The following is a 26,325-nucleotide window of genomic DNA, read 5'->3' on the forward strand; positions in this document are numbered from 1 at the left end:
GAGGTTGCCCATGTCGTGATACACCGTGCCGCCGCCGGTGCTGCGCCGCACGACCTTGACGCCCAACGCTTTCGCCGCCTCAACATTGACTTCCTTCTCGGCGTTCTGGTAACGGCCCACAATGATGGCGTTGTCGTTCTGCCACAGCAGCATGATTTCTGGGAATTGGGTCAGCTCGGTGAGGCAGTATTCTTCGAAGGCCAGATTCCACGTCGGATCTAGCGAACCGGTTTCCATGTAGATCATCAGGCTGGTCTCTCTAGATTAGTTTGCTCAGGTACACATTCAATGCTGATCGATCACCCCACAGAACACATCCGGCAGGCAATCGAGCCCGGCTATAATAGCGCAGAATCCCCCGATCGTTCACGTTTCCGGCGCTGCAACGGACCTACCGGGGATCAGTCCATGCTTGAGCCGCACTTACCGGACGGTCAGTTTCAGGTAATCCGCAGGGACAAAAAACGATCCTTCGGTCGTGCCCTGTGACACCGTCTTTTGCAGCGTCTGCTCCAGTTGGGCGGCGCTGGTCCGGTCCGCGAAGTAGTCCCGGAACGCCGTTACGACGTCGCGCAGGGCCTTAGGCGTTTCGTGCACGAACTCCAGCCGGTAATGCGCGATCCCGCTGTCGCGCAGTTGGTCGAGATAGCGGCTGGCGACCTGCGCCTGCGCGCCAAAAACCGTATTGCGGCAGCCGACATCCGCCATCACCGGGTGCACGCGGCCCTGCGTATCGCGCAGCGCGACGCGATGCTCTTTGCACGGCTGGCCGCAGTCGAGCTTACTCGTGCCCTGGGACAAGAAGCGGCAAAACACGCAGTGCTCCGTGTGGAATACGGGCAGGTGGTGGAACGCGATCGCTTCAAGCCGCTCGCCGCCAACCGCCTGCGCCAGCCTGCAAATCTGATCCGCGTTCAAGTCATGCGTAGGCGCGAGGCGGTCGATACCCAGCGTAAAGTAGGTCTCCGCCGTGATCTGGTTGGCTGCGTTCAGGCTGAAATCACCGATCAGCGCGTGCTGGTGACGGCTTTGCAGCAGCTCCAACAATCCACCCGACCGGACCACGATCTGGCAGTCCAGGCGCAGCAAGAAGTTCACGAGCGAGCCTTCCTGTGGCTTGAGCACGCGCGGACTGGCAACACGCGGCGTAATCCCGGCGGCCTTGATCTGCTCCACCGCCGGACGCAGCCCGTACAGATCGAGATAATCGAGCGTGATGCTGGCCGGGTTCAGATCCAGCGCGGCATCCAACTGGGACGGCGTGCGGACCAGCAGGTGCAGATGCACAGTATCGGGCGCAGTCGCAGGGCGTGCCGCAGGCAGGGCGCTTTCCAGCACCCGCACCAGATCGTGGAGCACGGGAGCGGGACGCGCCGCCTGCTGGTCGGCAAGCTGCTGGACCGCCGCCTGCCGCAGCCGGTTCAACAGCGAACTGGGCACAAAGGGGTCGCCCACAAGGTCCGCTTGCAGCGCGTCGAGCCGGTAAGCGGTGTTCCCTAACCGCCTAAGCTGCTCCTGTAAAAACTCGACCGTCACCCCGCGATTGGTTGCGGGTGATAACGCCTCATCCGAACGAACCGTCACCTGCACACCGGGCTGATCGACCAGCCACCAGGCGATCTCGAGCGGCTCCCCTACTTTTGCGGATACCCGCAGCTCAAGCGGCTGCCGGGCAAGCGGCGAGTTGGCCTGGATGAACGGTTTGGCGGCGCGATCGGTGTTTACGTCATGCGTACGCCAGACGCGATCGCCGGAGCGAATGCGGCTGAAGTCAATTGTGCGGTTACCAAAACGCAGCTCAAGCTGATCGCCAGCGCGCTCGACGGCATAGAGGCGTCCGCCCTCCTCCTTGAGTTCCGGGCTGCGCCAATCCGCCGCGTCGAACACAAGACCATCGCCCGCCTTGAGCGGTGCCACGTCCTCGACACCGGTCGGAGCAATCAGCACGCGATCACTGTAAACGCGCGTCACGGTGCCGCACATTACACCCCGATGGCGCGGCGACCGCCCTGACACCACCGCCTGATGGTTCGTGCCCGACAGGAAAAACGGGCCCATCCCCCGTGAATAGACCTGCTCAAGCTCGATTTCGTCCTGGCGGGACGGCGCGTACGGGCGTTGTTCCCAGGCCGCATCGACCGCCTGACGGTAGGCGCGTGTGGTCAGAGCGACATAGGCTTCGTCTTTGTAGCGCCCCTCGATCTTGAGCGACGCGATCCCGATCTCGACAATTTCCGGGATCAGAGCCAGAGCATTCAAATCGCCGGGCGAGAGCAAATACCGCGCATCCCCCAGCGGCGTAAGCACATCATCCACCAGAAGCTCGTACGGCAGGCGGCATGCCTGCGCGCACTGCCCCCGGTTGGCGCTGCGCCCGCCCCAGGCCTCCGACGAAAAACACTGGCCGGAGTACGACACGCACAGCGCCCCGTGGACAAATATTTCAAGTTCGCATTTAGTCTGGGCGCGAATGGCGCGGATATCTTTGAGCGACAGCTCCCGCGCCAGCAGCACCCGGCTGACCCCAAACCGCTGCGCCAGCGCGACACCTTCGGCGCTGGTGATGCTCATCTGCGTGCTGCCGAACACCGGCAGATCGGGCGCGATGCGGCGCGCCAACTGCGCCATGCCCACATCTTGCACGATGACCGAATCGGCTCCCGCCAACGCGATCAGCTCAAGCGTTTTTACCGCGTCGCGCAGCTCGTGGTCAAACACCAGCGTGTTGAAGGTCACATAGCCCTTCACCCCGCGCGTATGCAGCGTGCGCATCACGTCCGGCAGCTCTGCCGGCGTGAAGCCCACTTTTGCGCGTGCGGAAAAATGGTCGAGGCCAAAGTAAACGGCATCGGCCCCGGCCTCGATGGCGGCATGAAGCTGCGGCCAATAGCCTGCGGGACTCATCACTTCGGGCTTTTCGTTCATCGCTCATCACCCTACGACTGCCGGTGCGTCAAGGATGCGGGAACTCCCAGCACGCCGCTTCGTTCGTTCACCAGCGGATTCATCACGCGCAAAACGCGCCAAAAACGGCGCGCGTGATCTGCACCTGATTTTCCCTCATTTTTGACTATAAAAACATAGGCAAAGTCGGCTTTTTATTCGACGGCCAGATCAGATCAAAAGATCGGGCACATTCCTGCTTGACGGCGCGAAAAAAGTAGATGTAGAATAGTTGCATAAACAACTATTGCATACACAACTAAATTGACCTATGTCCAACTCAAAGACCCCATCCGAAGCGGGTTCAAGCTCGCAGCACTATCGCTTAATCAACGACATTTACGTGATGTTAGACAACGGCGATCGACGCGCACTCCTCCCCTTCAACCTCACAACGTCGCAGTACAACGCGCTCCTCTTGCTCGACGACACCAACGGCCAGCGGCTGGTACAGCTGAGCGAACGCCTGCTGCTGGACAAAAGCACAATCACCCGCCTCATCGACCAACTCGAACAAGCAGGTCTGGCGCAGCGAGTCACCGATCCCGATGACCGGCGCGCGCAGCGCGTCATCCTGACGCCGCTCGGCGTCGAGCGGCGCGATCAGGCCCAAATCGCTCATAACACGTCGCTCGAACAGCGGATGAGCAGTCTGAGCCAGGACGAACAGCACCAGCTCTACGAGCTTCTGCGCAAGCTGCGTACGGGCCTGCTCGACGATTTGGAACAACAGGACATTTAAGCCTGGAAGACATGCAGCACAGGGAGGCAACCGCTATCGATTTATTTGTGCGCCGGTCAGATGATGCAAGTTAGTTTTGGCAACTCTTACTTTGGAGGAAAGTTCAAAATGAAAACGCGTTCCGCATGGTTATCGCTCGTCCTGGTTGCGACCATCGTGCTGTCGCTGGCAGGCGCCGCATCGACTCAGGCTCAGGACGACGCCAAGCAACTCGTGGTATGGACCGATGAAAACCGCGCGTCAATCGTCGAAGGTGTTGGCGCGGCGTTCGAAGAAGAATATGGCATCAAAATCGTCGTCCAGCAGATGGCCTTTGGCGACATTCGCGACCAGCTCAAGACCGCTGGCCCCGCAGGCGAAGGCCCCGACATCCTGATCGGCGCGCATGACTGGCTCGGCGAACTGGTGATCAACGGCCTGCTGGCCCCGATCGACCTCGGCGACAAGGCCGAAGAATTCGCTCCCACTGCACTGCAAGCGTTCACCTACGATGGCGAGCTGTACGGCATGCCCTACGGCATCGAAAACGTCGCATTCTTCCGCAACACCGATCTCGTGCCCGACGCGCCTGAGACGTGGGAAGAAGTCGGTGAAATCGCCGCGCAGTTGAAGGAAGAGGGCAAAGCCGAATACGGGTACGTGATCCAGATCGCGGACACCTACCACTATAATCCGCTGATGACCTCGTTCGGCGGCTACATCTTCGGGCTGGACGAGAACAACGAATACGATCCGACCGACGTCGGCGTTGACAGCGAAGGTTCCATCGCGGCGGCCACCTGGATCGACGGCCAGATCGAAGCGGGCCTGACCCCCGGCGAAGCGGACTGGGACACCATTCACGCGCTGTTCGAAAGCGGCGACGCGGCCATGATCATCACCGGCCCGTGGGCGCTGGAGCGCATCCAGGCATCGGGCGTCCCGTACGCGATCAGCCCCATCCCCGATGGTGGCAAGCCGTTCCTGGGCGTGCAGGGCTTCATGATCAGCGCCTTCAGCAGCGAGCCGCTCCTGGCCCAGGCGTTCCTGACCGAATACCTCGCCACGGAAGACGTCATGCAGCAGTTGTTCGAAGCGGGCGACCGTCCCTCGGCGTTCATCACTGTAGCCGACGCGATCGAAGATCCCGACTATGCGGCCTTCGCTGAAGCCGGCGCAGTCGGCCAGCCGATGCCCGCCATCCCCGAAATGTCCGCCGTGTGGACCGCCGTCAACGACGCGATCACACTGACCTTCCAGCAGCAGAGCGATCCGGCAGATGCGTTCACCACGGCTGCCGAGCAGATCCGCACCGCGATTGCCGGTGAAGAATAAATCTTCACGGCTCGCGGGGAGATCACCCATGAAGCTAGCACCACAGGGTTCGGCCAGGGGTGGAGTAAAGCCCCTGGCTCCCTTTTCGGGCCGGGTCAGTAAAATCGCGCTGCGGTTGGTCGCGCTGGCGATCCTCGATGCCTTTGCCCTGATGTTCCTCACCCGGCTTTGGGCCGATGAGGTCTGGTTTCTGGCGGTATCGGTCAGCGTCATCACGCTCGGACTCAACGTATTCTTCCTATCGGACAGGTTTTATCCGTTCCGCTGGTTCTCGCCAGGGCTGGCGCTCATCATTTTGATGGTCGCCTACCCCATCGTTTACACCCTTTACATCTCGTTCACCAACTACCGCGACGGCAATCTGCTGCGCCAGAATCAAGCCATCGCGCAGATCGAAAACCGGCAGTATCTACCGTCCGACGCGCCGCTGTACGGGTGGACCGCGTTCGGCACGGAAGATGGGCACTATGCGCTGTGGCTGGTCGCGGACGACGGCAGCATGGTGTTCGCGCCGGAAGATGACGCCGCGCGCGTTGTCACAGCGGACGATCCGCAAATCGCCGAGCTGGACGAAGACAACATACCGGAGCGCTTCGGAGACTACGAGCGGCTGTCGGTGTTCACGGTTCCCTCCGGCTTTGAAACGCGCACGTTCGGCAAGCCGCCGGAAACCATCAAAATCGAGACGCAGTACAAAGCAGGCCAGTACCGCCAGCAGTACGTGTACGATGCCGCCCAGGAAGCCATGATCGATCAGGCGACCGGCGTGGTGTATACGGCGAAGCGCGGCACGTTCACCGCGCCGGATGGCAGCACGCTCTCGCCCGGCTACTACGTCCCGATCGGCCTGGACAACTTCAAGCGGCTGGTCACCAGCGACGCCATACGCGGGCCGTTCCTGCGCGTGTTCATGTGGACCTTTGCGCACGCCATCCTGACGGTGCTGATCACGTTCCTGTTCGGGCTGGGGCTGGCGCTGGTGCTCAACGATCCGATCGTCCCGGCGCGGCGAGTGCTCCGGTCGATGCTCCTGATCCCCTATGCCATTCCGGGCTTCATCAGCGTGCTGGTGTGGCGAGGGTTGCTTCGCCCGGAGTTCGGCGTCGTCAACCGGATGCTCGAAGACGTGTTCGGCTGGGCCCCATCGTGGTTTGCCGATCCGGTATGGGCCAAGCTCGGCATTTTGCTGGTCCAACTGTGGCTGGGCTTCCCGTACATGATGCTGATCTGTATGGGCGCGCTCCAGACGATCCCGCCGGAACTGCACGAAGCGGCCAAAGTGGATGGCGCAAACACGTGGCAGCGCTTCCGCAACATCACCCTGCCGCTGCTTCTGGTCACGGTCGGGCCGCTGCTGATCGCCGCGTTTGCCTATAACTTCAACAACTTCACGGTAATCCGCCTCTATAACCAGGGCGGCCCGCCAATCCCGGGCACAACGACCCCGGCGGGGCACACCGATATTCTGCTCACGTATACTTACCGGTTGGCGTTCGCCGGTCAGCGCGGGGCGGATTACAGCTTTGCGACGGCTATCACGCTGGTGATCTTCGTGCTCGTCGCCGCCATCACGCTCTTCAATTTCCGTTTTACCGGGGGATGGGAGGAGGTGTCCGAAAGTGTCTAGCGTCCATGTGTCCACCACCTCTTCGCCGGACGTCGAGGCGTCGCGCAAATACACCGCTGCCAGGAAGCGCCGTCACGCCCTGGATCTGACACTGCGCCTGATCGTGATCGGCATAGCGATGATCTTCGCGCTGTTCCCGGTGATCTGGATCGCGTCGGCGTCGGTGAACCCCAACAACTCGCTGGTCGGCCAGCGTTTGGTCCCCGAGCACGCGTCACTGGCGAACTATAACGAGCTGCTCCACAGCGACGTTCATCCTTTTTTGCGGTGGATGTGGAACTCGTTCAAGCTGGCGAGCATTTCCTCGGTCCTGTCAGTGCTGGTCAGCGCGCTCAGCGCCTACGCGTTCTCGCGCTTCCGGTTCCGGGGCCGCCGCAGCATGCTGCTGACGGTATTCCTGGTCCAGATCTTCCCGAACTCGCTCTCGATGGTGGCGACCTTCCTGCTGATCCAGCAGATCGGAGAGTACATCCCCTCGCTGGGGCTGAACTCGCACGGCGGGCTGATCCTGGTCTATCTGGGCGGCGCGATGGGGATCAACACGTGGCTGATGAAAGGCTACTTCGACTCGATCCCGCGCGAGCTGGACGAATCGGCCATGATCGACGGCGCGTCGCACTGGTATACGTTCTGGCGTATCATCATGCCGCTTGTGCGCCCGGTGCTGGCCGTCGTCGGCGTGCTGTCGTTCGTCGGCACGTATGGCGACTATCTGTTCGCCCTGCTGCTGGTCAAAGACAAGGACCTCTATACGCTGGCGGTCGGCATGAGCATCTTCATCGGCGACCAGTTCAGCCAAAAATGGGGCGTGTTCGCCGCCGGGGCGCTGCTCGGAGCGATTCCAATCGTGATCATTTACTTGCTCTTGCAAGATTTTATCGTCAGCGGGCTCACCCAGGGCGCAGTCAAAGGCTAACGCCGCGCTCGCTGTAAGCCGCACCATCTATCTACGTACCGCAAAGGCCGAATCACATGGAAGATTTCATCTTTGGGACCCTGGCAACTGACGAGCTAAAGCTTGTCCACCATCGCACCGCGCGGCAGGGCATCCATCACGCCCACTCGCTCGCGCCATTCGATCCCAAGCCAGGCGAACCGGTCACGATCACAACGCGCATCGGACCCGACCTGTCCGCGTCGCGCGTCGTCTGTTATTACACGTTGGATGGCAGCACGCCGGAAGGCAGCCGGGGACAGGCTCACAACGGCCTGACGCTCGATCTGGAACGTGTCGAAGTCGTGTGGGACACACTGCTGTGGGGATACTCAAGCATCTGGCAGGGAACCCTTCCCGCGCAGGCGAACGGCACGATCGTCCGCTACCGGATCGGCGCGTGGGACGGCGACAACCCGGAAACGTTCGCGGATTGGCCCGATATCCAGCTTACGGCGGAAACGGCGGCGTCGGCCTTCTTCCGCCACGAGGCGCTGCCAAACCTGACGCTGGGCGATCCCGCGTGCGGGCATATCTTCACTTACCACGTAGACGAGCACACCGCACCGCAGTGGGCCAGGGACGCGATCATCTACCAGATCTTCGTCGACCGGTTTTATCCCGGCGACGGTAAAGACTGGCTGCAAACCGGCGACATGAGCGGCATCTGCGGCGGGACGCTGTGGGGCGTGCGCGACAAGCTCGACTACATCGCGGATCTGGGCGCGACCTGCATCTGGCTCAGCCCGATCTTCAACAGCCCGTCGCACCACGGCTACGACGCGACAGATCTGTACCACATCGAGCCGCACCTGGGCGGCGACGAGTCGCTGCACGCGCTGGTCGACGCGGCCCACGCGCGGGGCATTCGCGTTCTGCTCGACTTCGTATGCAACCACATCTCGGCGCAGCATCCGTTCTTCCAGGACGCGCTGAGTTCGCCCTCCAGCCCATACAGCGAGTGGTTCACGTTCGACGACTCGCCCATCGGCTACCGCACCTTCTTCGAAGTGCCGTCCATGCCGCAGGTCAATCTGGCGCATCCGGGCGCAAAAGAGTGGATGATCGATGCGGCGCGGTACTGGCTGCGCGACTACGACGTGGATGGCTACCGGTTGGACTATGCGAACGGCCCCAGCCCGGACTTCTGGCCGGATTTCTGGGCCGCATGCAAAGCCATCAAACCGGACTCTTTCAGCTTTGGCGAAGTCATCGACGCGCCGAGCCTGCTGCGCCCATACGTGGGCCGGTTGGATGGCGGCCTGGACTTCCACCTGAGCGATGCGCTGCGCAAAACGTACGGCTGGAAACAGTGGACGGAAAGCGACCTGGATCGCTTCTTGGAGCGCCACCTGTCCTACTTCCCGTCCGACTTCGTGATGCCGACCTTCCTCGACAGTCACGACATGGATCGTTTCCTGTTCATCGCCCAGGACGATATCGAGGCGCTACGCAAGGCGCTGGCCATCCAAATGCGCCTGCCCGGTCCGCCGATCGTTTACTACGGGACGGAAGTGGGCATGTCTCAAACCACCGGCAAAAATGACGGCTCGATGCTGGAAGTCAGCCGCGCGCCGATGGTCTGGGACGCAAGACAGGATCGAGACCTGCTGCACTACTACAAGGAACAGATCCAGCAGCGGCGGGAAAATCGCGGCATCTCCGCATAGCAGGCCAGAAACAACAAACCGGGCCTACTTGCTGCTAGATGGCAAGTAGGCCCGGTTGCTAAACATCAACCGTGGCCCAGGGCGCGGTTTGTTTTTTCCCTCGAACAACACCTTCTACATCACGAAACCCCACCGCAGCAGTGCTTGAACTTTCTACCGCTCCCGCACGGGCACGGATCGTTGCGCCCCACGCCTGCAAACCGGCGCTGCCGCTCCATCTCTTCGCGGGCCAGGTGCAGCATGATGTTGGCCGGGGGCCGTCCCTGCGCGAGTTCGCTCGCCATGAAGCGCATCGGCTGGTCGATGTGCGTGAAGAACGCCTTGTACCCGTCGCAAAGGTAGTTCAGCCCCGGCTCACCGTCCGGCGTCGTGAGAATCCGATTTTTCGGGCAGCCGCCGTTGCAGATGAACCGCACCTCGCAGTCGCGGCAGTACTGCGGCAGCGTATCGCGCTTGGCCTGCCCAAAGCGCCACTGCTGCGGGCTGTTGGCAAGCTCGGCCAGCGGCACGACCGCCATGTTGCCCAGCTTGTGCGCAGGTTCGACAAAGTGATCGCACGAGTACACGTCGCTGTTGTGCTCCATCGCCAGCGCACCGCCGCACGTCTCCTCGAAGATGCACAGCCCCGGCGACTGTCCCAACCACGCCGCCAGCGCCACATCGAAGATCTGCACGAAGACCCGCCCGACGTCGCGGCGCACCCATTCATCGAAGACACTGCTCAAGAACTGCCCGTACTGCTTGCCGGTCACCGAGCGCGCCGTGACCGCCGTGCCTTCCTGAAAGCCGGTGACGTTATCGCGCTCCACGATGGGGATGAACTGGATGAACTGCGCCTCCACCTCGTCGCGCAGGAAACGGTAAACTTCCAGCGGATGCCGCGCGTTCCGTGCGTGGACGCACGCCAGCACGTTGAAATCGACGCCGTACTCCTTGAGCAGAGTCACCCCGCGCAGCACATGCGCCAGCGTCGGACGTCCCCCCTTATCGACGCGGTAACCGTCGTGCAGGTCGCCCGGCCCGTCGATGCTGACGCCGATCAAAAAGTCGTGCTCGTGGAAAAACTGCGCCCAGTCGTCAGTGAGAGTGGTCCCGTTCGTCTGAAGCGTGTTGTGAATCCGCATACCCGGCTTGCGATATTTCTCTTGATAGCTGACAGCGGCGCGGAAAGAATCCAGCCCCATCAGCGTTGGCTCACCGCCCTGCCACGCGAACGTCACTTCGGGGACCTGCTGCGCCTCGATATATTGGCGCGTGTAGTCTTCGAGCAGGTTTTCGGGCATACGAAAATCGCTGCCCGGATAGAGTTTTTCCTTCGAGAGAAAGTAGCAGTATTCGCAGTCGAGGTTGCATATCGCGCCGCGCGGCTTCAACATGACGTGGAATGCCGGGCGGATCGAAGGGGGCGATTTTGCTTTCAAGCCAACGGCCTCCCACAGCCGGATCCGCCTGTTCGACCGGTCCGGCTGCGTCCATACTTATACGGTAGCGGGCATCTCCTGCGCCGCGACGAGCGCGTGTACCAGATGGCACGCGGCGCGGTGGCCGGGACTGACCTCGACCAGCGGCGGCTCCGTCTCGAAACACTGCGGTTGGGCCAGCGGGCAGCGCGTATTGAAGTTGCAGCCCTTCGGCGGATTCGCAGGGCTGGGCACGTCGCCTTCCAGCTCGATGATCTCGCGCTGCTCCTCGATCACCGGGTCGGGGATCGGCACAGCCGACAGCAGCGCCCGCGTATAGGGATGCAGCGGGTTTTTGTACAGCTCGTTGCGGTCGGTCAGCTCCACGATTTTACCCAGGTACATCACCGCAATGCGATCGCTGATGTGGCGCACCATACTCAGGTCGTGCGCGATGAACAGGTACGTCAGCCCCAGCGAATCCTGAAGTTCCTCGAGCAGATTCACGATCTGCGCCTGGATCGAGACGTCCAGCGCGGAGACCGGCTCGTCGCAGACGATGAAGCGCGGCTCCAACCCCAGCGATCGCGCGATGCCGATGCGCTGGCGCTGCCCGCCGGAAAACTCGTGCGGGTAACGCTTGGCGAAATAGGGCCGCAGCCCGACCATTTCCAGCAGCTCGCGCACGCGCTCGTCGCGTCGTTCGCGCGGGATAACGCGGTGGTACATCATCGGCTCGCTGATGATGTTGCCCACCGTCATGCGCGGGTTGAGCGAGGCGTACGGATCCTGAAAGATCATCTGGATGTTACGGCGCATCGCGCGCATTTCCGCCGGTTTAAGCTGCGTGATGTCCTGATCCTCGAAGAAGACTTTCCCGGCGGTCGGCCTGTAGATCTGGAGCAGCGTTCGACCCACGGTCGTTTTACCGCAGCCGCTCTCCCCTACCAGCCCCAGCGTCTCGCCCTCGTAGATCTCGAAGCTGACGTCATCGACCGCCTTCACGTCACCGACGTGCTTACGGATGACCGCGCCCTGGCGGATCGGGAAATACTTCTTCAGGCCCTCCACCCGCACCAGGATATTTTGATTAGGCTTCGACACGCTGACCTCCGTTTACGTGCGCGCGCTGCGTCTCATCTTTGCGCCAGCAGGCCACGCGGTGCTGGTCACTCACGAATTCCTCCGGCGGCATCTCGGTCAGACAGCGCTCGATGACCATGCTGCAGCGCGGCGCAAACGGACAGCCTGCGGGCAGCGCAACCTGATCCGGCGGGTGGCCGGGGATCGACGCGAGCTTGGTGTTGGGCGGCGCGTCCAACCGGGGCAGCGATCCGAGCAGGCCCAGCGTATACGGATGGCGTGGATCGGCGTAGAGATCCTTGACCGGCGCGGCCTCGATGATGTATCCGGCATACATGACCATCACGCGCTGCGCCAGCCGCGCCACCACGCCCAGGTCGTGCGTGATCCAGATCACGGCCATATGGGTCCGCTGCTGCAAGCGCCGCACGAGATTCACGATCTGCGACTGGATGGTCACGTCCAGGGCGGTCGTCGGCTCGTCGGCGATGAGCAGATCCGGCTCGCAGGCCAGCGCCATCGCGATCATCGCGCGCTGGCGCATCCCGCCCGAAAACTGGTACGGATAATCCTTCAGGCGCGCTTTGGGGTTGGGAATGCTCACCATTTCCAGCAGTTCGGTGGCGCGCAGTCTCGCGGCGATTCCATGTGCCTTGCCGTGCTGTTCGAGCGCTTCGGTGATCTGACGCTCGATGGTCAGCACCGGATTGAGCGACGTCATGGGGTCCTGAAAGATCATGGCGATCTCGTTGCCCCGGATCTTGCGCATCGCTTCGTCGTTGAGCTTGAGCAGATCGCGCCCCTTGAACATCACCCGGCCCGATTCGATCTTGCCGGGCGGTTGGGGAATAAGGCGCATCACCGACCGGACGCCGACACTTTTGCCGCAGCCGCTTTCACCGACGATGGCCACGATCTCATCCTGATTGACCGTGTAGGAGATGCCGTTGACAGCGCTGACGACGCCTTCACTGGTATAAAAGCGCGTTACGAGGTTTTCAACTTCTAGCAACAAGTCTCTTGACTCCTCACTCTATAGATAATAGGGCGTCTCTATTCCGGCTCGCCGGGTGCGCCGTGCAGCCGGTCCGTGAGATTCATGAAGCTCGCTAACAATTTCTCCCGCGCCAGGACCGGATCGCGGCGTTTGATTGCCTCAAAAATCGCGTAGTGTGCTTCGTACTCTATGCCAAGGCTGACATCGCCGCCCAAATCGTCGTTGACCGTCTCGAACGCGCGCCAGAACACGCGCAGCAGGCTAACGAATGTATCATTTTCGAGCGACTGGTAGAGCACATTGTGAAACTGTTCGTCCAGATCGGCAAAACCGGCATTGCTGTTGGCGCGCGCTTTCCACGCCTGCATGATGGCATCCAACTGCGCGATATCGTCGGGCGTGATGCGCTCGACGACCTCACCAATGGTGGCCGATTCGAGCCAGATGCGGATTTGCAGTAGTTCGCGGAAGGCCGCCGGATTGAAGCAGATCCCGTAGCTCAACGTCTCCAGCACGGGGTCCAGGTTCCACTTGCGTACGAAAAACCCTTCGCCGCGCTGCACGCGCACGATCCCCAGCGATTGCAGCGACTTCATCGCCTCGCGGATCGAGCTGCGGCCCACGCCAAGATCGGCGGCAAGCTGTGCTTCCGGCGGCAGCGAATCACCGGGTTTGAGCTTCTTTTCGAGGATATAACGCTGAATGTGCTTGCGGACCGCCTCGCTGAGAACGGGGCGACGAAGATTAGCGTCCATATTTTTAAGCCTGAAAAAAGCCAGTGACGGCGCAAATAGTTCTCAAACTGCGGGACGGAGCGTTGTTGACAAGCCCGATATTCTTATACTATAATTCAGATGTCTGATATCTGAACTAAGTATAACATTAGCTAAATTTGAATGTCAACACCAGCGCATTTCAGCATTCGCTGAGCAACTAGTTTAACAAATCAAAGTTTTAAGGAGGCGCTTATCTGACCTTTCCCCCAGCTCATTCTTCACCTTAATTAACTAGTTCCATGGCACGATTAATCTGGAGAAAACCTCATTATGATGAAGAGACTCATTGCGATTTTCCTCGTCCTCGCCGTCGCAATCCCCACATTCTCCGTCACCTCGGCGCAGGGTGACGAACAGGTGCTGTACATCGGTCTGGACGTTGGCCCCGGCGGTTACAACAACAGCATGCCCTACAATTATGGCGCGGGGCACACCATGCACAGCAAGATGTACACGCCGCTGTTCATCTGGAACGCCGATTCAACTGACATCGTACCGTTCATCGTGGAAAGCTACGAGTCCAACGACGACTTCACCGTCTGGACGTTCAAACTGCGCGAAGACGTCTACTTCTCGGACGGCGAGCAGCTTACGGCCAGCGACGTGAAGTTCACCGCCGACTTCATGACCTCGTCCGACATCAACCTCGAAAACTTCAATCACATCAACGAAGCGTTCGGGCAGATCGAGGGCTTCGAGGCCCATCGCAACGGCGAAGCGGAAGAACTTTCCGGCGTTCAGGTCGTCGATGACTTCACCTTCCAGTACACGCTCAGCTCGTCCAACCCGCGCATCTATGGGCGCATGTACGGCACGTACATCTTCCCGCAGCACGCGATCGACTTCGCCCCGGCGGACTACCAGACGACCGACTGGTGGTATAATGCCGACAAGCAGGTTGGCTCCGGTCCGTGGGTCGTGGCCGACTACAAGCGTGATGAATATATCGAGCTTGCGCCCAACGAGTACTACTTCCAGGGCAAGCCGAAGCTCGACCGTCTGGTAAACCGCTACTTCCCGGATGAAACGGCTGCCGTCCTGGCGCTGGCCGCGGGTGAAATCGACTTCTCGTACGTCAGCCCGGACGTGCTTCCCACGCTCGATCCCGATACGTTCGAGATCTACGGCGGCAATTCGTATGTGTCGATCTTCTTCCACATCAACTACAACAACTCGCCGGAAGAATGGCAGGATCTGCGCGTGCGTCAGGCGTTCATGTACGCCATCGACCGTCAGGCCATCGCGGACGTCGTGCTCGAAGGTACCCACATGGTGCTGCCGTGCCTCGTCCCGATCGAAAGCGTTTACACCGACAACCTGAACGACTATGCCTATGATCCCGACAAGGCGAAGGCGCTGCTGGCCGAAGCCGGTGTCGATCCCGCCGACCTGGGCACGATCGACTGGGTCACGCACCCCGGTTACGCCAACCCGCTGATGAAGGATGCAGTTCAGGCGTCCCAGGCGTATCTGGCCGACATCGGCATCCAGGCCGAAATGCGCTACCTCGACCTGCCGACATGGCGTACCACCTATCTGGCCGAAGGGTACCAGATGGGCTTCCGTGGTCAGGCGTATGCCATCTTCAGCCCGCCGCTGGCCGCACTCTACACCAACGCAGGCGCGCAGGGTGGCGACATCAACGGATGGGACTATGCCGCGACCGGATTCGAGGACGTGGTGAATCAGGCCCTGACCGCACCGACGTTTGAAGAATACACCGCCAAGCTGGGCGAGCTGTGCCAGATGGAAAACGACCAACTGCCCTGGCTGCCCATGTGGGTCGGCGAGCGCTACGGTGCGCTGAACCAGCGCGTCAAAGACTTCTACTGGTATCCCGCCGGTGGTGGTGGCCCTTACGACGACCACTCCGAACTGTGGTACATCGAGGACTGAGCCTCACCGCATCATCTAGCGTACGAGGGGGCGGGCAGCCGCCCCCTTTTTAAGCGACGTCATCAATAGACTTTATTCCCCAATATTCGCCGAAGAGGTGTGTGAATGGGTGGGTATGTAATACGGCGTCTTTTGATCAGTATCCCTGTATTGTTTCTGGTCACATTTCTGGTTTTTACCCTGATCGAAATTGCGCCCGGCGATGTGGTTGACTACTTTATCTCGCCCGAGTCGATGCAGTACACGACCGAAGCGGACATCCAGCGGCTACGCGAGCGGACCGGCCTGGACCAGCCCTTCCTGGTGCGCTACGGCAACTGGCTGGGGCATCTGGCGCAGGGCGACCTGGGCTACAGCTTCGTGGAAAGCAAGCCCGTTAGCGACCTGATCGTCGAGCACATGAAAAACACGCTGCCGTTGATGGGCCTCGCGTGGGTTATGGGCATCGTGATCGGGATCACCCTCGGCGTGTTCGTGGGACTCCGCCAGTATTCCGTGTGGGATTTTTCGCTCACAGGATTCTCCTTTCTAGGGTTATCGATCCCGGCATTTATCTCCGGCATCCTCGGACTCTATATCTTTTCCGTGCGATTAGGCTGGTTCCCGGCGGGCGGGATGCGCACGGCAGGCGGTGAGGGGTCGGTGTGGGACTCGCTCTATCACCTCATTTTGCCCGCCTCGACGCTGGCGCTGATGGACATCGCGCGCAACATGCGTTACATGCGCTTCAGTATGCTGGAAGTGCTCAACCAAGACTACATCACCACCGCCCGCGCTAAGGGATTGCGCCCCCGCCTGATCAACTACCGGCACGCCATGCGCAACGCGCTGCTGCCCGTGGTGACGGTAGTGGGGCTGAGCCTGCCGCAGCTGGTCGCAGGCGCGGTGTTTATCGAGACGATCTACAGCTGGCGCGGCATGGGCACGCTGTATCTCAACGCGGTTTCGGGGCGCGACTATCCGGTGATTATGGGCGTCAACCTCGTCTTTGCCGTGATGGTGCTCGCCGCGAACCTGCTGACCGATATTGCCTATTCGATGGTTGACCCACGGGTCCGTTTTGAGGACTAGCACACGATGACCGAGCATATCGAATCCATGACCAATAATTCCGTCCCGGTCGTCAATCTCGAAGCCAACGCGCGCATCGAAACGCCCACGCAGATCGCGTGGCGGCGCTTCAGGCGTCACCGTCTGGCGTTCATCAGCCTGATCGTGCTGGTGATCATCACTGTGATGGCGATCGGCGCGCCGCTGTTCACCCAGTACAACCCGGACGAAATGAGTCTGCGTGACCGCGCGCTGGCTCCCAGCAGCACCCACTGGCTCGGCACGGATAATCTGGGCCGCGACATGTGGTCGCGCACGGTCTACGGCGGGCGCGTCTCGCTGGAAGTCGGGCTGGCGGCGGCAGGCATCTCGACCGTGATCGGCGTGATCCTGGGCGCCATTTCCGGCTACTATGGCCGCTGGGTCGATATGGTGATCATGCGCATCACCGATGTGGTGATGACCTTTCCGCCGATCATTATCATGCTGACGGTCGCTGCCATCGCCGGGACGGGGCTGCTGAACGTGATCCTGATCATCGGCGGGTTGCGCTGGCCCGCGACCACGCGCCTCGTACGCGGGCAGTACCTGTCGCTCAAGAATCAGGAATTTGTGCTGGCGGCGCGCACGATGGGCCTGCCGGACTGGATCATCATCACGCGGCACATCCTGCCGAGCGTGATGGCGCCCTTGATGGCAAACGTGACGTTTGCCGTCAGCGCAGCGATCTTGGCCGAAGCCGGGTTGAGCTTCCTGGGTATGGGCATCCCCCTGCCTACGCCGACCTGGGGCAACATCATGGAAAACGCGCGCAGCCTGACCATTTTGCAGGACAAACCCTGGATGTGGATGCCCGCCGCCGCCGCAACCCTGCTGACGGTGCTGTGCATCAACTTCGTGGGCGACGGCCTGCGTGACGCGCTCGATCCGCAGCAGCAGATGTCCTGACGCGGAGACAACCAGGCGATGAATCCCCTGCGGAGAGACCAGATCCGCGGCAACTGGGCCGCGCTCGTTCTGCCAATCGACGCCGACGACCGTATCGATTTCGCCCTTCTCGCGGACGAGATCGATACATTGACGGGGATGGGTGTCGATGGGCTGTACTCCAACGGAACGACGGCGGAATTCTACAACCAGACTGAAGCCGAGTTCGACGCCATCCACGCGCTGTTTGCGGAGAAATGCAGCGCGGCGGGTGTGCCCTTCCAGATCGGCGTCAGCCACATGAGTCCCATGATTTCGCTGGAGCGCCTGCACCGGGTGCGCGATCTGCATCCGGGCGCGGTGCAGGTGATTCTGCCGGACTGGTTCCCCCCTACCGGTGCAGAGGCCATCGCGTTTTTGCAGCGCATGGCGGATACCAGCGCGCCGGTGGGTCTGGTGCTCTACAACCCGCCGCACGCCAAATGTAGGCTCCAGCCGGAGGAAATCGGCAGGCTGGCCGCATCGATCCCGGCGCTGCTGGGCGTCAAAGTGGCGGGCGGTGACGCGGACTGGTACGCGCGTATGAAAGCCGCCGCGCCCGATCTCTCGCTGTTCGTGGCGGGGCATACGCTGGCGACCGGATGGAGCCTGGGCGCGCACGGAGCCTATTCCAATGTCGCGTGCCTGCATCCGCGCGCCGCGCAGCGCTGGACCGACCAGATGCGGACCGATCTACCCGCCGCGCTGGAACTGGAAACACGCATCCAGACCTTCATGCGCGAGCACATCCACCCCTACATCAACGAGCAAGGTTATTCCAATCAGGCCGTCGACAAGCTGCTGATGGCAGTTGGCGGTTGGTGCGACGTCGGCACGCGGCTGCGCTGGCCGTATCGCTGGATTCCGCTCAGTGAGGCCGACCGCCTGCGCCCCATCGCGCGTGACTTATTGCCTGAATTCTTCGTCTGAATCGAGAGCTTCTCATGCCGCCCAATATTCTTTTGATCCTGACCGACCAGCAGCGCACGGATACGCTCGGCTTTCGGGGGCAGGCACCCTGCCGCACGCCACATGTGGACCGGCTCGCCGCCGAGGGCATTTCGTTCGATCGCGCGATCTGCACCGCGCCGCTGTGCTCGCCGTCGCGCGCGTCGATCTTCTCCGCTCAGTACCCGCATCAGGTCGATATGATGACCAATCACGGCACGCTCAGCGTGCCGCCACACCTGACGGATCCGCTCAAAGCACGCGGCTACTATACGGCTTACGCGGGCAAGGCTCACCTCCAGCCGGAGGCGGAACCGGCCAATATCTTTGGCTCTAAAGAGGAACAGGAAGCGCGCTACAAGCTGGAAGGCTTCGAGTTCAAGCCGGAAAATGCGGACCGCGTAATCGCGCGCTGGTTCGACCGCGTGGCGGGCGAAAATCAGTCCGAGTACGTCGCGTGGTGCGAAGAAAACAGTAAGCCGAACGGCTTTCCTTATGCCGATCCGCGCCTGCGCACGCATCGACAGCCCGCCATGTCGATTCCCAAGACGGCGGTGATGGAGATGGATGTGCAGGACACCATCGACGGCTGGATCACCAACCATGCGCTGCGCTTCTTCGAGGAGCGCCCACGCGGGCAGCCGTTTTTCCTGGTGTGCAGCTACGTCGGCCCGCACCCGCCATTCAAGGTGCCGGAACCGTACTACAGCATGTACGACCCGGCGGACATTCTGGAGCCGCCCAACTTCCACGACGGGCCGAACAAGCCCCGCGCCAACGAGACCAGCTTCTACCACCAATTGTGGCTTGATCACGGCGACGACTGGGCCTCGTGGCAAAAGTCGATGGCGGTGTATTGGGGCTATTGCACGATGATCGACGATCAGGTCGGGTTGCTGCTGGGTGCGCTCGAAGCCGAGGGCGTGCTGGACGAGACGCTAGTGATCTTCGCCTCCGATCACGGCGAAATGCTGGGCAGTCACGGCCTGTGGCACAAGATGATGCCTTACGAAGAGGCGATCCGCGTGCCGCTGGTGATGCGCCTGCCGGGCACAATCCCGGCGGGCGTACGCAGCGACGCGGTGACGTCGCTGATCGACATCGCGCCGACGATCCTGTCGGTGTGCAGGGAAGCTGTGCCGCCGGAGTACGTTGGGCGCGATCTCTCGCCCGCGTTCGCGGACGGGGCGGAGTTCCAGGCCGATGCGTACCGCTTCGCAGAGCACAAGCCGCTCGGTGAGTGGCACGCCACGGTCGAGTTCCGGCTGGTGGTGGACGACCGCTACAAATACGTATGGAACCAGGGCGACCTGAACGAGCTGTACGATCTGCAAACCGATCCCTACGAGCTGGACAACCTGATCGACCGGCCCAAACACGCCGCGACTCAAACACGCTTGCGCGCGCGCCTCGCACAGTGGATGTACGACACGGACGATCCGTTGAGGGAGGCGTTCGAAAAGGAGGTCTCGTGAGCGCACCGAATATTCTGTACCTGCACTCGCACGACACCGGGCGCACCGTGCAGCCTTATGGTTACGCTGTGCCTACGCCGAGCATCCAGCGGCTGGCCGAAGAGGGCATGCTGTTCCGGCAGGCGTTTTGCGCCGCGCCGACCTGCTCTCCCAGCCGTGCCGCGCTGCTGACGGGGCAGAGTCCGCACAACTGCGGGCAGGTGGGGCTGGCGAACCTGGGCGTCAATCTGCGCGACACGCATAAACATGTGGCACATACGCTGCACGGCGTAGGCTACACCACGGCGCTGTTCGGCGTGCAGCACTTGCACGTCGATTCCACGCTGTTGGGCTACGATGTGATCGCGGAGGTGAAGAAAGACCCGAACCGGGCGCACCCTTCCGCCAAGTATCCCGCCGCGCAGACGACCGAAAACGCGATCCGTTTTCTCGAGGCGACCCCACCCCAGCCATTTTTCATGTCGGTCGGCTACTTCGAAACGCACCGGCCTTTTCCGCCCTCCGACAGCCCGGACGAAGAGAAGTACAGCCAGCCACCCGCCCCCCTGCCGGACGCGCCCGACGTACGCCGCGACATGGCCGGGTTCAAGGCCAGCGCGCGCATCCTGGACCGCAACATCGGCGCGGTGCTGGATGCGCTGGAGCGGACCGGGCTGGCGGAGAATACGCTGGTGATCTGCACCACCGATCACGGCCTCGCGTTCCCGTGGATGAAGTGCACGCTGACCGATCACGGCACGGGCGTCATGCTGATCCTGCGCGGGCCGGGAGGCTTCACGGACGGAAAAGTGTGCGACGCGCTGGTGTCGCACCTCGACCTGTACCCGACGATCTGCGAACTGGCAGGCATCCCCGCACCGGAGTGGACGCAGGGACGCTCACTGCTGCCGCTGGCGCGCGGCGAAGCGGACGCCATCCACGATGCGATCTTCTCGGAAATCAACTACCACGTCGCCTACGAGCCGCAGCGCGCCGTGCGCACCACGCGCTACAAGTACATCCGGCATTTTGGCGCACGTGATACCGTGTACGTCGCCAACACCGATTCCGGCCCTAGCAAATCGACGCTGCTGGCGGCGGGGTATGCCGATACGCCCATCGCGCACGAACAGCTTTACGACCTGACGTTCGATCCTCAGGAGCGCCGCAACCTCGCGGACAAGCCGGAGCTGTGGCCCGTGCTGGACGAGATGCGCGCGCGCCTGGACGCGTGGATGCAGCGAACGGACGATCCGCTGTTGGCGGGTGACGTACCGCTGCCGCCCGGCGCGGTAACCAGCCCACTCGACGAACCGGAAGCCGAGGATTGGAACCGGCGGCGTCCGCCGATCGCGTGGGATACGCGCATCCCGGTCGATAACCGCCGCGTATGAAAAGGAAATTATGAACCACACAATTGCGTTCCCGCCGGGCCTCAGCCGCTTCCAGCCCCTGCCGACCATCCTGTGTTACGACGACTTCGATCGCGGCACGAACGGCTGGGTAGACCTAAAGCCCAATTACCGTTTCGAAGGCTTCGAGCCGCGCAAAGGCCCGCTGGACCTGACGCGCTGGGGGCCAACGATGCTCAGCAGCGCGACCTTCGCCTTCCCCGGTACGCACGGCTCGATGGACGGCACGTACTCGCTCAAGCTGACCACGCGCCCCATCGCCAACCCGTACGAGCAGATCCCCGCGCCGGGCAGCCTGGGTCACGCTATCAAGCGCATGGCGATGCACCAGCCGCCGGGTCTACTCCAGTTCGAGATGTGGTACACCTACACGCCGGAACAGGATCGCATCGGCCTGGGCGAAAAAGACATCCGCGCGTTCGGTTTCCTGTTCGATTTGCAGGACGGCCAGTACCGCTACATGCCCGGCGTGCGCTACCTCAATGCGGTGAACGGCGAGCTGGTCCAGCGCTGGCAGTACTGCAACGCGGACGGCGTGACCGACGCCGAATGGGAATATGGCATGGAGGGCTGGTGCAAGCGCGGCATCGATCCGCAGTGGTTCGGGCGGCGCTACGCTGACGGGCACACCGACGGGTTCAAGGATGTGCCGGATGGCGCGCAGCACCTGTGCTACAACGAGAGCGACGATAAGATCAATTGGATGTACCTGCGCCTCACGGTTGACCTGGAAAAGCGCGCGTACGTCGAGATGCAGTCCGGTAACCGGGTGTTCGACCTGCGCGGCCTCAGTCCCACGCTCGTACCGGGGTACGCCAACATCGAGGGCCTGCTGAACCCGATGCTGTGGGTGGAAACCGACACGGATCGCCGCGTGTTCCTCTACGTGGATTCGGTCGTGATCTCGATGGGATCGGGGGAGAACGCGTGATGCGCCAGTTTCAGACAACGGTATTAGAGCGCAAGACAGCGATTCGCGGCGCGCATGCCACCGAGCCGTTCGAGGCAGGCTGGGCAAGCGAAGCGATCTACTTCGTCGAGGCGCACGAGCTGGCGGGCGGCACGCTGCGCGCCGTGGTGCAGATCTCGCCGGATGGCATCCGCTGGATCGACGAGGGATCTGCGTGCGAACTGGCTGAGCCGGGCCAGACATTCGTCCGCGTGGCGCACTTCGGCGGCTTTTTGCGGCTGGCGCTCAACGCGCCGGAGAACGGCGATGGCGACACTACCGCCCTCGTTACGGTCCATCTGGCGCTGAAGTCGTGATGCGCGGCGGTTATTGAGGTTCGGGCGCCTCGGTGGTGGCACGCGCGCGGATGCTGATGCGCAAGCCCTCGTACGTGCCCACCAGTTCCCGCTTGGCGGCTTCGGGATCGCCGCGCTTGACGGCATCAATCACCGCACGGTGGCGGTGGACGTTTTCGAGCTTACGTTCAGGCGTGGGCGGATCCTGCTTGAAGGTGCGGAACGCGATCCAGAACACTTCGAACAGCTTGAGCATCGTTTCGTTGCCCAGCGCGCCGTAGAGCGTGCGGTGAAAGTCGGCATCGATCAGCGCGTCGTCGAAGTTACCCGCACGGATCTGCGCTTCCCACCGGGCGATCAGGTCTTCCAGGCGAGCGATCGTCTCAGCATCGATGATCTGGACGACATCGACCATCACGGCGGATTCGAGCCACATGCGGATATCGAGCAGTTCGGCCAGCGACTTCGTGTTGAACTTCAGCCCATATTCGAGCGTCTCGAGCACGGGGTCCAGGTTCCATTCGCGCACGAACAGGCCGTTGCCATGCCGGGCCTCGATGATGCCCAGCGATTGCAGCGCCTTGACCGCCTCGCGCACGGAACTGCGCCCCACACCGAGGTCTTCCGCCAGCTGGTTCTCGGATGGCAGCGCATCGCCCGCTTGCAGCTTCTGCGTAATGATAAAGTCCTTGATGTAATCGCGGACGGACTGGCTGAGTGCGGGACCGCGCAGCTTGTGAACCATGAGAAATTCCTCAGATATCCGATGATAACTGACATCTTAGCCTGAGTGTAAGTTTGTGTCAAACCCGACTTGACACACCTGACAGGGCCGCCTACAATCATATCAGACATCAGATATCCTATAAAATACCGATCATGTTCAAAAGTACTGTTTTTGCCCCCTACTCCGCATTACCCGATCCGGCGGCGTTGTCTCATGCGCCCACCCACTCCCGGACTGGTTCGTCACTGATGTGTATCCCAATCTGCCGCATCCTTCGGAGGCCCCATGGCGTCGCCTAATCTGCTCGTGATGCTGACCGACCAACAGCGCATCGATACCGTGGGCGCGTACGGCAGCCCCGTCTGCCAGACGCCCACTCTCGATCGCTTCGCGCAGACGGCGGCGGTCTTCGACCAGGCGTATACGGTCTGCGCGCTGTGCAGCCCGGCGCGCGCCTCGATCTACACCGGCCTGTATCCGCACCATCACGGCATGGAGCGCAACGAGATCGAGTTCCGCGACGACGCGCGGCTCGTCTCACAGGATCTGATCGATGCGGGCTACCGCTGCGGCTTCGTCGGCAAGTGGCACTGCGGCGTCGAAAAGCTCCCGCGCGATTTCGGCTTCGAGGGCATGAGCGTGCCCGGCTACGGCAACGCGCGCAAGACGCCCGAATATCGCGCCTACCTGGAGCGCACCGGCCTCGAACCGGCGACGGTCGAGACGGAGGGCGCGGGTTGGGCCAATAACACCGTGCTGATGGGCAAAATGAGCGGTCCCGTTGAGGCGTCCGTGCCGTACTTCCTGGCGGAAGAGGCGATTGCCACCCTGCGCCGCTACCACGACGCGGGCCAGCCGTTTCTGCTGTTCCTGAACTTCTGGGGGCCGCACGCACCTTACCTGCCCTCCGAGCCGTACGCGTCGATGTACGATCCGGCAGCGATCCCGCCCTGGCCGAACTTCGAGGATACGTACGAGGGCAAGCCTGTCGCGCACCGCCGCTACCGGGATTCGTTCTACGGCGAGGGCAACCCGGTCCGCTCGTGGGACGAGTGGGCGAAGTGGGTCGCACGCTATTACGGCTTCATGACGCAGATCGATGCGCAGATGGGCCGCGTGCTCGACGCGTTGGACGAACTGGTGCTGGCCGACAGCACCGCCGTGATTGCCAGCACGGATCACGGCGAGCATGCAGGCGCGCACGGCGGCGTGCACGACAAAGAAATGCTGATGTACCAGGAGACGTATCACATCCCCTTCATGCTGCGCCTGCCAGGGCAAAAAGAAGGGACGCGCGTCGCGCAGCCGGTGAGCAACCTAGACATCACGCCGACGCTGCTGGATCTGGCGGGCGTCGAGCCACAGCGTCCACTGGACGGGCGCAGTCTCGCGCCGCTGGCGCGCGGCGAGGATCAGCCGGAGCGCGGTGACACGGTGCTGTGCGTGTTCAACGGCCATCACATTCTGTACCAATCGCGCATGGTCACCAACGGCGCGCTGAAATACATCTTCAACCCCACCGACCGCGACGAGCTGTACGACCTGAATACAGATCCGTGGGAGCTGTGCAACCTGATCGACGATCCGGCCTATGTGGAAGCGCTTAAGGCGCTGCGCGTGCGGATGGAAGCGCACCTGCGCGAAGCGGGTGACGATCTCGTGCACATCTATTTCCAAAACCTGTTTGCACCGCGCCAACCGGCCACGCCGGAGCACTTCACGCCGTACCGCGACTGAGCGGCACAGGGGGATAGCATAATGCCAGAGACGTATACCGCCCCAGTCACGCGGCTGTGGGACTCGGACGTGCTCGTGGTGGGCGGTGGCCCCGCCGGAGTGATCGCGGCTGCGGCGGCGGCGCGCAGCGGCGCATCCGTGACGCTGATCGAGCGTTACGGCTTTTTGGGCGGCAACAGCACCCAGATTCTCGATCGCTTCTGCGGCTTCTTCACGCCCGGTCCCGATCCGCAAAAGGTTGTGGGCGGCCTGCCGGACGAGGTAATCGACGCGCTGTTCCAGCGTCACGCCGCCAGCTACCACATGTGCCCCTACAGCGACGCGCAGTTGATCACCTACAATCCTGACGTGCTCAAAGTGATCTGGGAGCGGCTGGCGCTGGATGCGGGCGTGCGGCTGCTGGGCCACGTCCAGGTGATCGACGTGCTGCGCGACGGCGACCGCGTGACGGGCGTGATCGGCGCGGGTAAAAGCGGCCTGATCAGCCTCGGCGCGGCAGTGATCGTCGATGCCTCCGGTGACGCGGACGTAGCATTCCGCACGGGCGTGCCTTGCGAGGGCGCGGAGACGGGCGTGCTCCAGGCGCTGACCACCACCTTCCGGCTGATCAACGTCGATACGGACCGCGCGGGGCAGGTTGCGCCCGGCACGCTGCACGCGATGATGGTCGAAGCGGACGCGCGCGGCGACTACGACCTGCCGCGCCACCAGGGCAGCGCCAGCCTGACATGTATGCCGGGCGTGGTCGCCACTAACATGACGAAAGTGATCGACGTGGACGTAACCGATCCCTGCCAGATGTCCGCCGCGGAGATCGAAGGGCGGCGGCAGGCGATGGAATACGCCCGCTTCCTGGTCGAGCAGGTGCCGGGATACGAGCACGCCGTGCTCGGCGGGCTGAGCACACAGATCGGAATCCGTGAAAGTCGCCGCATCCGGGGGCAGTACCGGCTGACGCGCGACGATATTGTGACCGGGCGGGCCTTCGAGGACGCCATCGCGCGCTGCGCGTGGCCGATCGAGGATCATCACGCCCGCCCGGATACACGCTGGGAGCGTGTCGCGCAGGGCGGCACGTTCGATATCCCCTACCGCTGCCTCGTGCCGCAGGCCGTCGAGGGGCTGCTGGTGGCCGGGCGCTGCCTGTCGGCGGACCACGACGCGCACGCCTCCGTGCGGGTCATGGCGCAGTGCATGGCGATGGGACAGGCTGCCGGGGTCGGTGCGGCACTGGCCGCGCAGCGCGGCGTTTCTCCCGGCGATGTGCCGGTGCGCGAGGTGCAGGATCGCATCCGCGCATGGGGCGCATTGATCTGACGGATCGCCAGCCCGCGTAATTGACTTCCGCTGGCGGTTGATCTACAATGACTGTATTAAGATATCAGACATCTGAACTCACTTTAG

At 62.2% G+C, this 26,325-nt stretch carries 22 protein-coding genes; 15 read left to right on the forward strand and 7 right to left on the reverse strand.

The features are described 5' to 3' along the window. Together V7116_RS01405 and V7116_RS01410 are read right to left on the reverse strand one after the other, a co-directional pair. The coding region (locus tag V7116_RS01405; protein WP_442891726.1) for a lipoate--protein ligase family protein at window positions 1-246 on the reverse strand (246 nt) is incomplete at its 3' end. 177 nt (window positions 247-423) lie between these two features. Further along, entirely contained in the window at window positions 424-2,925 is a 2,502-nt protein-coding gene (locus tag V7116_RS01410; protein WP_324389645.1) for a U32 family peptidase, read from the reverse strand. A 364-nt stretch (window positions 2,926-3,289) separates the two neighbouring features. Between V7116_RS01410 and V7116_RS01415 the strand changes: the two genes are divergently transcribed. The 5 genes from V7116_RS01415 (at window position 3,290) to V7116_RS01435 (ending at window position 9,230) form a co-directional block, all read left to right on the forward strand. Continuing rightward, on the forward strand, window positions 3,290-3,685 hold the full coding sequence (locus tag V7116_RS01415) for a MarR family winged helix-turn-helix transcriptional regulator (RefSeq protein ID WP_324389647.1): 396 nt from the start codon (window positions 3,290-3,292) through the stop codon (window positions 3,683-3,685). Window positions 3,686-3,793: 108 nt separating this feature from the next. Then, a complete protein-coding gene (locus tag V7116_RS01420) occupies window positions 3,794-4,999 on the forward strand; it encodes a sugar ABC transporter substrate-binding protein (RefSeq protein ID WP_324389649.1) in 1,206 nt (401 codons plus the stop codon). A 28-nt stretch (window positions 5,000-5,027) separates the two neighbouring features. After that, on the forward strand, window positions 5,028-6,626 hold the full coding sequence (gene malF, locus V7116_RS01425) for a maltose ABC transporter permease MalF (RefSeq protein ID WP_324389651.1): 1,599 nt from the start codon (window positions 5,028-5,030) through the stop codon (window positions 6,624-6,626). Continuing rightward, the gene (locus V7116_RS01430; protein ID WP_324389653.1) at window positions 6,619-7,542 is read left to right on the forward strand and encodes a sugar ABC transporter permease; all 924 of its coding nucleotides are present in this window, start codon (window positions 6,619-6,621) and stop codon (window positions 7,540-7,542) included. Before malF ends, V7116_RS01430 begins: the two co-directional genes overlap by 8 nt. A 56-nt stretch (window positions 7,543-7,598) precedes the next feature. Continuing rightward, a complete protein-coding gene (locus V7116_RS01435; protein ID WP_324389655.1) occupies window positions 7,599-9,230 on the forward strand; it encodes an alpha-amylase family glycosyl hydrolase in 1,632 nt (543 codons plus the stop codon). 119 nt (window positions 9,231-9,349) lie between these two features. Here the strand turns inward: V7116_RS01435 and V7116_RS01440 are convergent, their stop codons facing one another. From V7116_RS01440 to V7116_RS01455, 4 genes are all read right to left on the reverse strand, one after another. After that, window positions 9,350-10,606, reverse strand: coding sequence for an anaerobic sulfatase maturase (locus V7116_RS01440; RefSeq protein ID WP_349258387.1), 1,257 nt, complete (start codon window positions 10,604-10,606; stop codon window positions 9,350-9,352). Between the two features lie 102 nt (window positions 10,607-10,708). Continuing rightward, window positions 10,709-11,734, reverse strand: coding sequence for an ABC transporter ATP-binding protein (locus V7116_RS01445; protein ID WP_324389659.1), 1,026 nt, complete (start codon window positions 11,732-11,734; stop codon window positions 10,709-10,711). Beyond that, window positions 11,721-12,728, reverse strand: coding sequence for an ABC transporter ATP-binding protein (locus tag V7116_RS01450; protein WP_324389661.1), 1,008 nt, complete (start codon window positions 12,726-12,728; stop codon window positions 11,721-11,723). Before V7116_RS01450 ends, V7116_RS01445 begins: the two co-directional genes overlap by 14 nt. Before the next feature lie 38 nt (window positions 12,729-12,766). After that, the gene (locus V7116_RS01455) at window positions 12,767-13,465 is read right to left on the reverse strand and encodes a FadR/GntR family transcriptional regulator (protein ID WP_324389663.1); all 699 of its coding nucleotides are present in this window, start codon (window positions 13,463-13,465) and stop codon (window positions 12,767-12,769) included. Window positions 13,466-13,756: 291 nt separating this feature from the next. Here V7116_RS01455 and V7116_RS01460 point away from each other — a divergent pair, with 291 nt between their 5' ends. From V7116_RS01460 to V7116_RS01495, 8 genes are all read left to right on the forward strand, one after another. After that, window positions 13,757-15,382 carry an ABC transporter substrate-binding protein gene (locus V7116_RS01460; RefSeq protein ID WP_324389665.1) on the forward strand — a complete coding sequence of 542 codons (1,626 nt, stop codon included), beginning with the start codon at window positions 13,757-13,759 and terminating at the stop codon, window positions 15,380-15,382. Between the two features lie 105 nt (window positions 15,383-15,487). Further along, complete coding sequence (locus V7116_RS01465; protein WP_324389667.1) at window positions 15,488-16,453, forward strand: ABC transporter permease; 966 nt, start codon at window positions 15,488-15,490, stop codon at window positions 16,451-16,453. A gap of 6 nt (window positions 16,454-16,459) precedes the next feature. Beyond that, complete coding sequence (gene opp4C, locus V7116_RS01470) at window positions 16,460-17,380, forward strand: oligopeptide ABC transporter permease (RefSeq protein WP_324389669.1); 921 nt, start codon at window positions 16,460-16,462, stop codon at window positions 17,378-17,380. 18 nt (window positions 17,381-17,398) lie between these two features. Then, entirely contained in the window at window positions 17,399-18,328 is a 930-nt protein-coding gene (locus V7116_RS01475) for a dihydrodipicolinate synthase family protein (protein ID WP_324389671.1), read from the forward strand. A 14-nt stretch (window positions 18,329-18,342) separates the two neighbouring features. Further along, entirely contained in the window at window positions 18,343-19,821 is a 1,479-nt protein-coding gene (locus tag V7116_RS01480; RefSeq protein ID WP_324389673.1) for a sulfatase-like hydrolase/transferase, read from the forward strand. Then, complete coding sequence (locus V7116_RS01485) at window positions 19,818-21,194, forward strand: sulfatase family protein (protein ID WP_324389675.1); 1,377 nt, start codon at window positions 19,818-19,820, stop codon at window positions 21,192-21,194. Before V7116_RS01480 ends, V7116_RS01485 begins: the two co-directional genes overlap by 4 nt. A 10-nt stretch (window positions 21,195-21,204) precedes the next feature. Beyond that, on the forward strand, window positions 21,205-22,143 hold the full coding sequence (locus tag V7116_RS01490; RefSeq protein ID WP_324389677.1) for a DUF6772 family protein: 939 nt from the start codon (window positions 21,205-21,207) through the stop codon (window positions 22,141-22,143). Continuing rightward, window positions 22,143-22,478, forward strand: a complete 336-nt coding sequence (locus tag V7116_RS01495; RefSeq protein WP_324389679.1) for a DUF6385 domain-containing protein — start codon at window positions 22,143-22,145, stop codon at window positions 22,476-22,478. The genes V7116_RS01490 and V7116_RS01495 overlap by 1 nt, the downstream gene beginning before the upstream one ends. Window positions 22,479-22,488: 10 nt before the next feature. On the opposite strand, the gene V7116_RS01500 is transcribed toward V7116_RS01495, so the two are convergent. Then, on the reverse strand, window positions 22,489-23,202 hold the full coding sequence (locus V7116_RS01500; protein ID WP_324389681.1) for a FadR/GntR family transcriptional regulator: 714 nt from the start codon (window positions 23,200-23,202) through the stop codon (window positions 22,489-22,491). 267 nt (window positions 23,203-23,469) lie between these two features. Here V7116_RS01500 and V7116_RS01505 point away from each other — a divergent pair, with 267 nt between their 5' ends. Next, window positions 23,470-24,921: a sulfatase-like hydrolase/transferase gene (locus V7116_RS01505; protein WP_324389683.1), complete on the forward strand. Its 1,452-nt coding sequence runs from the start codon at window positions 23,470-23,472 to the stop codon at window positions 24,919-24,921. Between the two features lie 21 nt (window positions 24,922-24,942). After that, on the forward strand, window positions 24,943-26,238 hold the full coding sequence (locus tag V7116_RS01510; RefSeq protein ID WP_324389685.1) for an FAD-dependent oxidoreductase: 1,296 nt from the start codon (window positions 24,943-24,945) through the stop codon (window positions 26,236-26,238). The last annotated feature ends 87 nt before the right edge of the window (window positions 26,239-26,325 follow it).

Origin of the sequence: Aggregatilinea sp. (genome assembly GCF_036822615.1) — a bacterium.
Lineage (GTDB): Bacteria > Chloroflexota > Anaerolineae > Aggregatilineales > Aggregatilineaceae > Aggregatilinea.

Bases quoted from the DNA above. Each gene is read 5' to 3' on its own strand.
- V7116_RS01410 (WP_324389645.1), bottom strand. From the start codon at position 2,925: ATGAACGAAAAGCCCGAAGTGATGAGTCCCGCAGGCTATTGGCCGCAG.
- V7116_RS01415 (WP_324389647.1), top strand. From the start codon at position 3,290: ATGTTAGACAACGGCGATCGACGCGCACTCCTCCCCTTCAACCTCACA.
- V7116_RS01420 (WP_324389649.1), top strand. From the start codon at position 3,794: ATGAAAACGCGTTCCGCATGGTTATCGCTCGTCCTGGTTGCGACCATC.
- malF (WP_324389651.1), top strand. From the start codon at position 5,028: ATGAAGCTAGCACCACAGGGTTCGGCCAGGGGTGGAGTAAAGCCCCTG.
- V7116_RS01435 (WP_324389655.1), top strand. From the start codon at position 7,599: ATGGAAGATTTCATCTTTGGGACCCTGGCAACTGACGAGCTAAAGCTT.
- V7116_RS01440 (WP_349258387.1), bottom strand. From the start codon at position 10,606: ATGTTGAAGCCGCGCGGCGCGATATGCAACCTCGACTGCGAATACTGC.
- V7116_RS01455 (WP_324389663.1), bottom strand. From the start codon at position 13,465: ATGGACGCTAATCTTCGTCGCCCCGTTCTCAGCGAGGCGGTCCGCAAG.
- V7116_RS01460 (WP_324389665.1), top strand. From the start codon at position 13,757: ATGATGAAGAGACTCATTGCGATTTTCCTCGTCCTCGCCGTCGCAATC.
- V7116_RS01465 (WP_324389667.1), top strand. From the start codon at position 15,488: ATGGGTGGGTATGTAATACGGCGTCTTTTGATCAGTATCCCTGTATTG.
- opp4C (WP_324389669.1), top strand. From the start codon at position 16,460: ATGACCGAGCATATCGAATCCATGACCAATAATTCCGTCCCGGTCGTC.
- V7116_RS01475 (WP_324389671.1), top strand. From the start codon at position 17,399: ATGAATCCCCTGCGGAGAGACCAGATCCGCGGCAACTGGGCCGCGCTC.
- V7116_RS01480 (WP_324389673.1), top strand. From the start codon at position 18,343: ATGCCGCCCAATATTCTTTTGATCCTGACCGACCAGCAGCGCACGGAT.
- V7116_RS01490 (WP_324389677.1), top strand. From the start codon at position 21,205: ATGAACCACACAATTGCGTTCCCGCCGGGCCTCAGCCGCTTCCAGCCC.
- V7116_RS01495 (WP_324389679.1), top strand. From the start codon at position 22,143: ATGCGCCAGTTTCAGACAACGGTATTAGAGCGCAAGACAGCGATTCGC.
- V7116_RS01500 (WP_324389681.1), bottom strand. From the start codon at position 23,202: ATGGTTCACAAGCTGCGCGGTCCCGCACTCAGCCAGTCCGTCCGCGAT.
- V7116_RS01505 (WP_324389683.1), top strand. From the start codon at position 23,470: ATGGCGTCGCCTAATCTGCTCGTGATGCTGACCGACCAACAGCGCATC.
- V7116_RS01510 (WP_324389685.1), top strand. From the start codon at position 24,943: ATGCCAGAGACGTATACCGCCCCAGTCACGCGGCTGTGGGACTCGGAC.